Genomic DNA, 12998 nt, shown 5'->3' on the forward strand with positions numbered 1-12998 from the left:
GGGGCTTTGGTATGCCTATACGGACTCCAGTTCCGTTATCCGTACCAAAAACATACAAACTATTGATTCTCCGCGTAAATAACGGTATCTGAGTCCGTGACTTTGCCAAAACACTGAATAATCAGCAAATAAGGTCCTCTGATTCCTAAACTTGTACCAATCGGCGCTTGGCAACCCGCTATGACAAGACTGCGAGCATGTTGAAGGCTTTTTGGCGTTGATTTCGATGAGGTTATGGCTGAAATAAGTTTGCGTACAGACTCTAGCAAAAAAACGGGGTCCTCTCAAAGTCGGATGATGACTTGTAGGACAGCCCCGTTCTGGATAGATGCTTGTGCCGGTAAAACTTGTGCCGGTTAAAGTCTGCAGGCTGGCGGAGGTTCGTATGACAACCTCACACCCCAAGAATAACTATTCTGTTGGGACAGAAGGTCTCGGGCCTCTTGGCGGCAGCGGACCAAAATATTGATAGTATTGGCATTCGATCCGGCCGTTGAACAGCTTCCGGCGTTTGTCGGCCTTGCGTCCGTAATAATGCTCGAACTGCTTGGACGGACTGAGCGCAAAAAACGACCACGTCGGCAGGTGCACCATCATGGTGCCAAGCTGGCGGAGCAGCTTCTCGACCTCTTCTTTGTCGCCAAGCCGTTCGCCGTAAGGCGGGTTCGTAATGATGCAGCCGTATTCGCCTTCGGGTCTGGCTTTGGCAGCCGGGAGAACTGACAAGCGGATTTCGCCGGACAACCCGGCGCTTTTTACGGCCGCTTCCGCAACCTCGATCGCTTTCGGATCGATATCGCTGCCCGCAAGCTGCAGCGGTTCATCGTCGCGCACGGCGTCGAACGCCTCGTTGCGCGCTTCTTCCCACAGCTCGGGGCCGATGACCGGCCACTGCTCGGACGGGAAGGACCGGCGCAACCCCGGCGCGATGTTCCACGCCATCATTGCCGCTTCAATCAGCAGCGTACCGGACCCGCAGCACGGGTCGTAGAGCGGACGGCTGCCGTTCCAGCGGCTGAGCTGGAGCATGGCGGCGGCCATCGTCTCTTTGAGCGGCGCCTCGGTGACAAGCTTGCGGTAGCCGCGCTTATGCAGCGCCGGTCCCGTCGTATCCAGCGTAATCAGCGCGATGTCGTTCAGCAGGTTGACCTCCACCACGTAGCGGGGGCCGTCTTCCGGGAACCACTCGGTGCGGTAGGATTGCTTCAGCTTTTCGACGATCGCTTTTTTGACGATGCCTTGGCAGGCGGGGACGCTGGTCAGCTTGGATTTATGCGACCGGCCTTCAACCGGGAATTCGCCGTCCGCAGGAATCCAGTCCTGCCACGGCAGCGCTTTGACGCCTTCAAACAGCTCGTCAAAGGTAGTGGCGGGGAACCGGGCCATCTGAATCAGCACCCGGTCCGAGGTCCGCAGCCACAGGTTGCAGCGGCAGATATCAATCAAGCTCCCGCTGAAGAGTACCCGGCCGTTCTCCGTAACGGTTTCGTACCCAAGTGTATTCAGCTCGCGGGCGACGACGGCTTCAAGGCCCATCGGGGCGGTGGCGATCAGTTGCAGTTTATTCATTGAAATTCAGCTCCGTTACCTTGTGAATGGATGGTTGAAACGCATAAAATCAAGTATAGGCGAACAAGCTGCGGTTTACAATGCGCTGCTATTTTGGAAGCGGCGAGCCGCCAGGCCGGTAGGTCCGCAAGGAGGGCGCTCGGTGAAATGAAGCATACCCGGCGTGGGGAGACGTGACTCCTTTTGCGCTTGGACTGCCAAGTCCTGCTGAAACCGCCGAGTCCGGCACGCCCCGACGATTCTGGGCTAGAAACCCGAAATAGAGAACACGGATTTTTTTACAGGAAAGACAAAGGAGATTAGACATGCAGACACAAGAAGAATACAGCGAACAGCTTTACCAAGAAGACGAACTGCTCGAGAATGTTAAAAAAGCGATTGCGGAAGCGGGCATGCCCGAAGTTTCGGTGGCCCCCGGCTACGGCCGGCTGCTGACGCTGCTGGCCTCTGCATCGAAGGCGTCCAGCGCGCTGGAGATCGGAGCCCTTGGCGGCTACAGCGGGATCTGTCTGGCGCGCGGATTGCAGCCCGGCGGGAAGCTGACATCGCTGGAGCTGAAGCCCGATTACGCCGAGATGGCGCAAAAGCATCTGGCGCTTGCCGGCTACACGGCCGAATACCGGATAGGACCGGCGCTGGACAGCCTGAAGGCGCTGGAGGCCGAGGGCAGACGGTTTGACTTCTTTTTTATCGATGCGGATAAAGAAAATTACCCGAATTATCTCGAGTTCTGCATTCGCCTCGCCGCGCCGGGCGCGATTATTGCGGCAGACAATCTGTTCTTGCGGGGGCGCACGCTGAGTCCCGAAAAAAACGGCCCCGCCGTCCAGGCGATGCGCCGGTTCAACACCGCCATCGCATCCGATCCCCGGCTCACCGGAACGGTGCTGCCTGCTTTTGACGGGCTGGCTGTGGCCATGGTCCGCCCTTAAGGGCTGTTAACGCTGCCCCATTGTTACTTTCTCCAACGTAATTTTTTACAATGTAACTATCCCCAATGTAACTATCCCCAATATAACTATACCGCAGCCAGCCGGTCCGGTTTTCGCAGGAGGGAGGGGGGCATTCTGCCGAGGACGGATTTAGCGCTATCCCAACAAAAAAAGGATCGGCCCCAAGAGCGGACCGATCCTCCTGCCTCGGGAGTCAGCTTTGCGGTTTAGCCGCAGGTGGTTTGCTGCCGCGGTACAGCTTCAGCCGGACCCAAACCGTATTCACCAGCAGGAACGCGCCTGACAATATAAACAGGCCCTCAATGCCGATAAAGCCGGCCAAAAAGCCGCCGATGACCGCGCCCAGCATGTTGCCGAGCGCCAGGGTGCTGCTGTTGAAGCCAAACGCGCGGCTTTCCTTGCCGTCCGGCGTGTACGCCCGGATCAGCGCGTTGACGCTAGGAAGCAGCCCGCCCATAAAGACGCCCATCAGGAACCGGACGATGATCAGCTGCCAGACCGAAGTGACGAAGGCCTGCGGGATCAGGAAAAGCGCGGCGCCGATCAGTGCGAAGGTCAAGATGCGGTGGGCGCCGATTTTGTCGCTCAGCTTGCCGAGGAACGGCGAAGCGAGCATGTTGGACAGCCCGGTGACCGCGCTGACGAGCCCGGCCCAGAAGGCGATATTAACGGCGGTGCCGTGCAGCTTCTCCACATACAGAGGCAGCAGCGACATCGGGCTGATCATGGCGAACTGGAGCAAAAAGGTGACGCCAAACAATGCGGGCAGCTGCGGCACTTTAGTCAGCTCCTTTAAGCCCTCCAGCACCGAAACTTGCGGCACATGCGCCGCTTCCTGCCGGTTGAACGTCTCCTTGACGAGGAACATGGCCAGCAGTGAGGCGACAAACAGCAGTACGCCCACCACATAAAAAATCGGACGGAAGCCAATCCAGTCTGCAAGCAGCCCCCCGATCAGCGGACCAAGGATGGTGCCGGCGACCGAGCCGGACTGCATCAGCCCCATGGCGAAGCCCATCCGGTTCTTCGGGGTTGTGCCCGAAATCAGCGCGATGGAGGCCGGATTGAAGCCGGAAATCGTTCCGTTCAGCAGTCTGAGCAGCAGCAGCTGCCATGGTGTCTGCGCGAAGCCCATCAGGGATATCACAATGGCCATGCCGAAGCTGGAACGCAGCAGCATGATTTTGCGGCCGTATTTGTCGGCCAGCTTGCCCCAGAGGGGCTGGAACAGAAACGAAGTCATGAAGTTGGCTGCAAAAATAAAACCCGCCCAAATGCCGATGGCGTCCTCGCCGACGACGCCGAGGTCTTTTGCCAGGTAAAGAGACAGAAACGGCGTGATCATGGTCATCCCGGCATTGACCAAAAACATTCCGAACCAAAGCACAATGAGGTTGATCTTCCAGGTTTCCCAATGCTTCAATGTGCTTTCACTTCCTTTCGCTGCAGAGTTGCAAGATGCATAATGTACCAAAAATCGACATTCTATCAGTATACCATAGTACATAACCCAAAGGTTGCAACACTTATCATAGTTGTCATGGGATTGTCATGCGCACATCTGCTGGGCAGCTTGTTACTTACTTTTAAAAAGGGCATAATATAGGTTGAGAAATTATTACACACAGTCGATGGAGATCTTATCATGACCTATAACGATACTTTTATCCGGGCTTGCCGGAGGCAGGAAACAGCGTACACCCCTGTCTGGTATATGCGCCAGGCCGGACGCTACGATCCCGATTACCGCAAAATCAAGGAGAAATATTCGCTGCTCGAGATCTGCATGCAGCCGGAGCTGGCGGCTGAAGTGACGCTGATGCCGGTCCGGAAGCTGGGCGTTGACGCGGCGATTTTGTACTCCGACATCATGAATCCGGTTGCTTCACTGGGCGTTGACTTTGATATCGTCAAAAATATCGGCCCGGTGATCGAGCGGCCGATCCGCTCGGCCCAAGATGTGGACAGGCTGAAGCCAATCGATGTGGAAGGCGATTTGCCGCATATCCTGGAGACGATCGCCATTTTGGACAAGGAGCTGGAGGTGCCGCTGATTACTTTTGCGGGCGCGCCCTTCACGATTGCCAGCTACTTGATTGAGGGACGTCCCTCGAAGAGCTACATCCGCACCAAAGAAATGATGTATACCGAACCGGCCGTCTGGTTTAAGCTGATGGACAAGCTGGGCGATATGGTAATCGCCTATTTGCGCGCGCACGTCGCCAGCGGCGGCAAAGCGTTCCAACTGTTCGACAGCTGGGTGGGTGCGCTCGCTCCCCAGGATTACCGGACGTATGTGCTGCCGACCGTTACCCGTATTTTTGCCGAATTGGCGGATTTGGATGTGCCGAAGATTTATTTTCCGGGGGTCGCCTCCGGAGAGCTGCTGCCGGCGCTGCATGAGCTTCAGGCCGATGTGATCGGGCTGGACTGGCGGGTCAGTCTGACGGAAGGGCGCCGGAGAACAGGCGGTGGATTTGCGGTGCAGGGCAACCTGGATCCGTATCTGCTGACCGCGCCAATGAACGTTTTGAAGGAACGGGCCCAAGCGCTGATCGACGAAGGCGTGCGGGAGCCGGGTTATATTTTTAATCTGGGGCATGGCCTGTATCCGGAAGCGCCGCTGGAGAAGCTGAAGGAACTGACGGATTACATCCATGAATACTCCGGGGAGCGCCTGAAAAATGGGGCCGCTGCAAAAGCATAGGTAAAGCTGCAAAAGCATAGGTACAGCTCCCAGCGTTTATAGCGCGCAGCTGACACGGGAAAATGAATGAAGATGAAGGAAGACAAGCCTGCCGGTCTGTTCCGCACGGCGTCTTTGGCGGGATGTGATTTGGCAATCCGGCCGGGCGCCGGAACGGAGGCGGGCCTGCTTTTTTAACGGAGTACCAATTAACTGATCGAGGTGATGGACCGTGACAACAACAATCGGAGTTTTGGTTATGTCCTACGGCACTCCAGAAAGTCTGGACGGCGTGGAAGCCTACTACACTCATATCCGGCGCGGAAATCCCCCTTCTCCGGAGCAGCTGAAGGAACTGACAGACCGGTATGAAGCGATTGTAGGCGGCGTGTTCCCGCTTCGGGAGAATACGGACCGCCAGGTCGCCGCTTTGCAGGAGAAACTGAACGAAGACGCGGCAGGGACGGGCGTAAAGTTCGTCTGCTACCAGGGGCTGAAGCATGCTCATCCGTTCATTGAAGACGGAGTGGAGCAAATGGCAGCCGACGGGATAACCGAAGCAGTTGGGGTGGTGCTTGCGCCGCATTATTCGGTGATGAGCGTTGGCGGCTATATCAAGCGCGCGCGGGAAAAAGCGGAAGCGGCCGGAATCCGCATGGGCTTCATCGAAAGCTATCATACGCATCCCCTGTTGATTGACACTTTGGCCAGCAGAGTGACGCAGCGGCTTGACCAATTCGAGGAAGCAGGCGCGAACCGGGACGAGGTGAGGGTGCTGTTCAGCGCGCACAGCCTGCCCGAACGCATCCTGTCGATGGGCGATCCGTACCGGGATCAGCTGCTGGAATCTTCAGGGCTGATTGCGGACAAAGCGGGCGTCAAATCGTGGCAGTTCACCTGGCAGAGCGCAGGCCGGACGGCCGAACCCTGGCTGGGACCGGACATTTTGGATACGCTGCAGGAGCTGAGCAAAGAACAGGTGGAGTATGTGCTGTCCGCGCCGATCGGTTTTGTGTCGGATCATCTGGAAGTGCTGTACGATCTGGACATTGAAGCTTTGGCGGTCGCCAAGGAACTCGATATGCGCCTCTTGCGGATCGAATCGCTGAACAGCGATCCGGCTTATATGGCGGTGCTGAGCGATGTTGTCCGCACCAAGCTGCAGGAGATGAAGGTGCAGGGCTCATGAACCGGAACGAACGGCGGGTCGTCATCATCGGCGGAGGCTTAAGCGGCCTCTCCGCTGCTTTTTATGTCCGGAAATTCTATAAGGAAGCCGGAGTGAAGCCGCTGATTACGGTGACCGAAAAAGGGAAGACGCTTGGCGGCAAAATCGAAACGCTGCACCGCGACGGCTTCGTCATTGAAAAGGGGCCGGATTCCTTTCTGGCCCGCAAGACGGCGATGGTCGATCTGGCGAAAGAGCTGGAGCTCGAACACGAGCTGGTGACAACCAATCCGGCGGCCAAAAAAACGTATATTCTGCAGCGGGGCAAGCTGCACCCGATGCCTGCGGGTCTCGTGCTTGGCATTCCGACCGAGCTGGGACCGTTTATGCGCAGCGGCCTGGTTTCTTTTCCGGGCAAGGTGCGGGCCCTGATGGATTTTATGATTCCTCCGCGCCGCTCGGGTGAAGACGAAGCGCTGGGCGCTTTGATCGAACGCCGGCTTGGCACCGAGGTGCTGGAGAATATGACCGAGCCGCTGCTGGCCGGAATTTATGCCGGCGACATGCGGAGCATCAGCCTGCAGGCGACTTTTCCGCAGTTCGGCGAAGTCGAACGGCAGTATGGCAGCCTGATCCGCGGGATGATGACCGGACGTAAGCCAGCCGAAACCCACACCGGCACCAAAAAAAGCGCGTTCCTTACGTTCCGCCAAGGCCTGCAGAGCCTGGTGCATGCGCTGGTGCACGAGCTAAACGATGTGGACCAGCGGACGGGTACCGCGGCGGCGGCAATCCACCGCACGGCGGCTGGAATGGCCGGAGAGGGGCAGCCGTCCGAAGCGCGTTATGAGGTGGAGCTGGAGAACGGCGAGCGGCTGCCTGCGGATGACGTGTTTGTCACGGTGCCGAACTTTGCTGCCGCCGACCTGCTGCGTCCTCACGTGGATGTGTCCGCACTTGATGCGGTCAACTACGTCTCGGTCGCTAACGTCGTGATGGCCTTTCGTAAGGAGGACGCGGCTGGCGGTAATTTTGACGGCTCGGGCTTTCTTGTCCCCCGCAAGGAAGGGCGCAACATTACGGCGTGCACGTGGACTTCGGCCAAATGGCTGCACACCAGCCCCGATGACCGGGTGCTGCTGCGCTGTTATGTCGGCCGGGCGGGAGACGAGCAGAATGTGCTGCTCCCCGACGAAGCGCTAACCGAGCTGGTACGCAAGGACCTGCGCGAGGTGATGGGCATTACCGCTGAACCGCTGTTCACGGAGATCACCCGGCTGCAGCATTCCATGCCGCAGTATCCGGTTGGTCATCCGGGCAATATCAAGCGGCTGCGTGAAGAGCTGGGGCGTTCGCTGCCAGGAGTGTATGCTTTTGGCGCGGGATACGACGGCATCGGCATGCCGGACTGCATCCGCTACGCCAAGCTGTCGGCGGAAACCGCAGCCGGAGCGCTGAAGCAGTAGCAGCACCTGCCCGACGGGACGATGAAGCAGTAGCAGCACCAGCCCGACGGGACGCCCAAGAAGTAATAAACGCCTGCCCGACGGGGAGGCTGAAGCAGTAAGAACCCACCGTCCGGTAAGCCGTCTGGTCGCGAGTGACAGCACAGGGCCTGATCCAAAATTCGGGTGCCTTTCCGGTCAGCCGGTTCTTCCGGCTGTGAGCAGAACGGGGCACCTACTCATAATTGATAGATAACAGGCCGGTTAAGGGCGATTCATTAACCGGCCTGTTTGTTATGCCTTCCGTTGGCTCCGGAAGGGGCTAATGGGTTAGCAGCTAATAGTTAGCAGCTAATGGTTAACTGCTAACTGCTAACGGCAAACAGCAAACAGCAAACAGCAAACAGCAAACAGCAAACAGCAAACAGCAAACGGCAAACAGCAAACGGCTGACGGCAAATAGTTGAAGGCTAACGGTAACAGAGATTACGGTCCCCACCGGCCCATCTTTCTTCCAAAACGCACAACTCTACAGCTCCCGGCTGCCGGGGCCTGAACCTGCACTTGAACCCGTGTTATACGGGAACCGGCTCTGAGTATAAAGAAACTTTTTGGTATACGAGGAGTTAAATAGGGGGCAGGCATTTTTCAAATTCTAACAATTTTAGGTGTCGGGAGTGGACGTTATGAGTAAAAGTAAATCTATCCTGCTGGCGAGCCTGGCCGCCGCCGGCCTGAGCGGTGTGCTGCCGTTTGGTTCGTTCAGCGCCGTGGAAGCTGGGGCGGCTGGAGCAGCAGGGACGGCTGTGAAAGCAGGTGCAGCTGTAAAAACAGGGGCAGCTGTAGAAGCAGGAGCAGCTGTGGTAGCAGTACCGAGCGTAACCGCGGCAGCGGCTGTGGCCGCAGCGAAACAACCGGTTGCGAAGCCGGCGAAGTCAGGTGTGGGGGCGTATCGTACGGCGGATGTCAAAGCAGTGAAGCAGGAAACTAAGGACAGGATTGTATGGAAAGCAGGGAGCATTACGCTGAGTGCCGGAAAACAGCGTTCGGCCGAGCCGGGGCTTCCGGCCAGTCTCTCCGAAGTGACCGCCCAAGCGGGCGGACGCAGCGTAAAGCTAGCATTTGATCAGCCGCCTGGCGATATTGTGACCGCATCGCTGTCACCGGACGGCAGCACACTTGCGTTTGAGGTGCAGTATGGTTACGGCTCGGCATTGTATTTATTTCTTGTCAAAGAAGGCAAATTCACGAATTTGAATGCGATCGTACCCTTTAGGGCGCCTGCGGAGACGGTCTCAGCTTATAATTGGTCGCCTGACGGCCGCAGACTTGCTTTGGCTTACGGAGATACGGGATCAAGCCGGCTGGCAATCTATGATGCAGCAACCGGTTCGTTCACGAACGTACCGAGGACGGTGAATCTGATCTCCACCGCGCTGGTGTTATGGGACACCAAGGGGACTTTTGTCGACTATGTCAGCGAATCCCCGTCCGACCAGTATGTGCGGTATCGTTACGCGCCTGCAGCGGGGGCAGTCAAACCGGTCACGAAAGTCGGCCGGGACGCATTGCAGGAGTTGACCGGACTCGCGGCAGAGCAGAGAGGGTCCGCGTACAGTCCGTCGAAAACGGAGCTGCGGCCGGACCGGCGATGAACGAATAAAAACGAAAATGGGGCCAATGTGGGAACCATCAGCCAGTATGGGCCGCCGGGCGGCGGCTTCTTTTTATGCACGCAGCAAAGATGAAAATGCATGCCTTAGTTTGTGACTCTAGCATTTTGGAGGGTTAGGCAGGGCATATGATATAATAGATTCACTTTTACAGATAAAGGGGTTAATAGGACGTTATGTACCCGCCACGATCCAAACGCAACAAAACACGCAAAACCGCGCGGTCACGCAAGTTCCGCACCACGCTGGCCTGGGTTAACGCCAGTCTGCTGCTGGCAATTACGATTGTTATCGCCTACTCGTTTATGAGAGACAAAGAATCCGCACCGCTTGCGGATGGAGGCGGAGCGGCTTTGCCCGAAACGCCTGCGGCGGCCGGAACACCTTCGCCGGCGGGTACGCCGGGAGCACAGGGAACGCCGCAGCCTGGCGCGGCGGCAGAGCCGACCGCCGCTGCTTCCCAAGCTGCGCAGGATGCGGTGCCGGGCCCGGGCAGCACGGCGTCTCCGGCAGCCGACCCGACCGCTGCGCTAACGGCTGCTCCAAGCGCGGCGCCTTCCGCCCCGGCAGCCGAGGTTTCTCCTTCTCCGCCTGCAGCATCTGGCGGAGACAACTCAAGCCCCGTTCCAGGCGCTGCGGGGGGGACCGGCGGCGCGGAGGCACCGGCGCCTTCCGCCGGTTTGCCGGCCGGCGGTGCGGGTGCGACGGTGACGATGAACTTTGCCGGAGACACGATGTTCGCCGGCAAAGTAGGCACACTGCTGGCTGAGAAGGGGTACGCCTACCCGTATGCACGGCTGGGCGGTCTTTTTCAGCAGGATGATTTGACCGTGCTCAACCTGGAGACTTCGGTGACAACCAGGGGATCGCGGGCCGCGGACAAACAGTTTGTATTCAAGTCGCCGCCGGAAGCGCTGAAGCCGATGAAAGCGGCAGGGGTTGACGCCGTGAATCTGGCCAACAATCACACGCTGGACCAAGGCGTTGTAGGGCTGACGGATACGCTTGAGCATTTGCAGAACGCGGGAATTCCTTACGTCGGAGCGGGACTGAACAGCACAGAGGCGTATTCCGCTCAGTATTTTGACCGCGGCGGCATCAAGATTGCACTGCTCGGATTCACCCGCGTCATGCCGGTTATGGAATGGAAGGCCGGAATGGACACACCGGGACTCGCTTCCGTCTACGACAGTGCCGAAGGCCTGCGGGCGATAGCCGAGGCGAGGCAGAAGGCGGATCTTGTCGTGGTTGTTGTTCACTGGGGCAAAGAGCGAAAAGGACAATACGACGAGATTCAGCAATCGCTGGGCCGCAGCTTCATCGATGCGGGAGCCGATCTTGTGATCGGCGGGCATCCGCATGTCCTGCAGGGAATTGAGCCTTATAAGGGCAAATGGATTGCCTACAGCAACGGCAACTTCATTTTTACCCGTTCGGCGACGGCTGCCACCTGGGAAACGGCGGTTTTCCAAGCGCAGTGCAACGCCAACGGGCAATGCGGGCTGAAGGTGCTGCCGTACCATGCTGAATTGGGCCAGCCGGTACCGATGAATGCGGAAGACGGCGCCAAGCTGCTGAAGAAGGTGGAAGGCCTTTCGGGAGGCCGGGTAACGATCGGGCCGGATGGCAAAGTAACACAGGCACGCTGATACGCGGCACATTTTATGCAGACGTATGCTACACCGAACATTATTCCCCGAGATACTTATATGTCGTGCCGTCATACTTATGGTGTCATACTGATACGCTCTTTTACTGAATGCCCATATCTGAACGCTCATTTCTGAACGCTCTTATTCTGATACGATTTAAACTGATATGTTCTCAAACTGATTCCCGCATACTGACCAGCTGACTTAAGGCCCGCTGATTTCATAAGAATGCGGTTTTGCTCACACCTTTACACGCGAGCCTACAGGAGGTGGACGGAAGGGATGGACAACAACTTATGTGTGGCGCACCGCGGCTTCTCAGGCAAGGCGCCCGAAAATACGCTCGCCGCGGTCCGGATGGCGATGGCGCTGCCTTTTGTCCGGTGGATGGAGATTGACGTTCAGCTGACCCGGGACGGCGTGCCGGTCGTCATTCACGATTTTACGCTTGACCGCACGACAAACGGCCACGGCAAAGTCCGGGAGATGGACTTCGCGTCGCTGTGCCGTCTGGATGCAGGCGGCTGGAAGCATCGCGCGTTCCGCGGAGAAAAGGTGCCCGCGCTCGAGGAAGTACTCGAGCTGGCGGCCGGGCGGCTGAAGTTGAATATCGAGCTGAAAACCGCGCCCGGTCTCTACCCGGGCCTGGAACGCGCCGTATCGGAGCTGCTGACATCCAAAAATATGCGCGAGGATGCGGTGCTGACTTCGTTTGATATCGCCGCGCTCGCCAGGCTGAAAGAGGTGGACCCCGGACTGTCCACCGGTCTGATTTATGATGCAAAGGCCGGACATTTGGTGCAGCGGCTGCGGGCGCTCGAATGCTCTTTTTTGTCAATCGGAGCCTCCCGTCTTAGTGCCGGTCTTGCTGCCGAACTGGCGGAACGGAACATTGGAGTCATGGCATGGACGGTTAATAAGGCCAAAGAGATGCGTCGCCTTGCGGACATGCATTCTGATATAATGATATGTACGAACCGCCCCGACATTTGGGGGGCTACGTTTCTTGGAACATAAAGCAAGAAGTTTTACCTGATATAACGGTTCATAAGTGAACCGTGGAATAACAGCATCGCTTCCTCTGCACTTTTTTGTTCAGTCTATACTGTTTTTCACCCAAAACCAAAACTGTTCCTGCGTCCTTGTTACAGTGGGCGGAGGGATTTGGCCGGCCTTAACGAAAGCGACTATAACCGACTGGAGTGGATCATCATGAGTGAAAGTGTGAACGTTAAGAACCTGTATTGTGTTGGACGCAACTACAAGCTGCACGCCGAAGAGCTGGGTAATCAGCTGCCGGCCGAACCGCTGATTTTTCTGAAACCGTCCCATGCCGCCGTGCCGCTGGACAAACAGATTATCCATCTGCCAACGAATGCGGGGATGGTTCATTATGAAGGCGAACTTGTGATGCACATCGGACGGGACTACGCACTGGGGATGACGGTGGAGGATCTGGTGGACACGATAGGTCTGGGACTGGATTTTACGCTGCGGGATATTCAGGATGATCTGAAGAAAAAAGGCCTGCCTTGGACCGCGGCCAAAGGCTTCAAGAACGCCGCGCCGGTTACGCCGTTTTTTGCTTTTCCGGGCATGGAAACGCTCGAAGCCACCGATTTTACGGTGGTGAAGAACGGGGAGGAAGTGCAGCGCGGCAATGTGAAAAACATGATTTTTTCGCTGCAGACGGTAATCGATTATATCGCTCTCCATTACGGGCTTGGCAAAGATGATATGATTTTTACCGGAACGCCGGCAGGCGTAGGACCTGCGGTGTCCGGCGACTCGTTTGAACTGCGCTGGGGCGGCAAGACGCTTGGCCAGTGCCTGATCGGATAAACGGCGTCAT

Annotated in this window: 10 protein-coding genes; 8 read left to right on the forward strand and 2 right to left on the reverse strand. The window is 57.4% G+C overall.

Going from position 1 to position 12998, the window contains the following annotated elements; translation table 11 throughout:
* Positions 1-411 precede the first annotated feature (411 nt).
* Positions 412-1569 carry a THUMP domain-containing class I SAM-dependent RNA methyltransferase gene (locus ACE6ED_RS27200; RefSeq protein WP_410830591.1) on the reverse strand — a complete coding sequence of 386 codons (1158 nt, stop codon included), beginning with the start codon at positions 1567-1569 and terminating at the stop codon, positions 412-414.
* 305 nt (positions 1570-1874) lie between these two features.
* Here ACE6ED_RS27200 and ACE6ED_RS27205 point away from each other — a divergent pair, with 305 nt between their 5' ends.
* On the forward strand, positions 1875-2501 hold the full coding sequence (locus ACE6ED_RS27205; RefSeq protein WP_410830592.1) for an O-methyltransferase: 627 nt from the start codon (positions 1875-1877) through the stop codon (positions 2499-2501).
* A 214-nt stretch (positions 2502-2715) separates the two neighbouring features.
* On the opposite strand, the gene ACE6ED_RS27210 is transcribed toward ACE6ED_RS27205, so the two are convergent.
* Positions 2716-4029 carry an MFS transporter gene (locus ACE6ED_RS27210; RefSeq protein ID WP_410830593.1) on the reverse strand — a complete coding sequence of 438 codons (1314 nt, stop codon included), beginning with the start codon at positions 4027-4029 and terminating at the stop codon, positions 2716-2718.
* A gap of 138 nt (positions 4030-4167) precedes the next feature.
* Between ACE6ED_RS27210 and hemE the strand changes: the two genes are divergently transcribed.
* The 7 genes from hemE (at position 4168) to ACE6ED_RS27245 (ending at position 12988) form a co-directional block, all read left to right on the forward strand.
* Positions 4168-5229 (forward strand): uroporphyrinogen decarboxylase, encoded by a 1062-nt coding sequence (gene hemE / locus ACE6ED_RS27215; protein WP_410830594.1) that lies wholly within the window; start codon positions 4168-4170, stop codon positions 5227-5229.
* A 211-nt stretch (positions 5230-5440) separates the two neighbouring features.
* Positions 5441-6397: a ferrochelatase gene (gene hemH, locus ACE6ED_RS27220; RefSeq protein WP_410830595.1), complete on the forward strand. Its 957-nt coding sequence runs from the start codon at positions 5441-5443 to the stop codon at positions 6395-6397.
* A complete protein-coding gene (hemG, locus tag ACE6ED_RS27225) occupies positions 6394-7842 on the forward strand; it encodes a protoporphyrinogen oxidase (protein WP_410830596.1) in 1449 nt (482 codons plus the stop codon). Before hemH ends, hemG begins: the two co-directional genes overlap by 4 nt.
* A 665-nt stretch (positions 7843-8507) precedes the next feature.
* Positions 8508-9476 (forward strand): TolB family protein, encoded by a 969-nt coding sequence (locus tag ACE6ED_RS27230; RefSeq protein ID WP_410830597.1) that lies wholly within the window; start codon positions 8508-8510, stop codon positions 9474-9476.
* A gap of 194 nt (positions 9477-9670) precedes the next feature.
* Positions 9671-11143 carry a CapA family protein gene (locus ACE6ED_RS27235; protein ID WP_410830598.1) on the forward strand — a complete coding sequence of 491 codons (1473 nt, stop codon included), beginning with the start codon at positions 9671-9673 and terminating at the stop codon, positions 11141-11143.
* A gap of 285 nt (positions 11144-11428) precedes the next feature.
* Positions 11429-12163, forward strand: coding sequence for a glycerophosphodiester phosphodiesterase (locus ACE6ED_RS27240; protein WP_410830599.1), 735 nt, complete (start codon positions 11429-11431; stop codon positions 12161-12163).
* 195 nt (positions 12164-12358) lie between these two features.
* On the forward strand, positions 12359-12988 hold the full coding sequence (locus ACE6ED_RS27245; RefSeq protein WP_410830600.1) for a fumarylacetoacetate hydrolase family protein: 630 nt from the start codon (positions 12359-12361) through the stop codon (positions 12986-12988).
* Positions 12989-12998 lie beyond the last annotated feature (10 nt).

Origin of the sequence: Paenibacillus nanchangensis, from assembly GCF_046543445.1 — a bacterium.
GTDB lineage: Bacteria > Bacillota > Bacilli > Paenibacillales > Paenibacillaceae > Paenibacillus_AQ > Paenibacillus_AQ nanchangensis.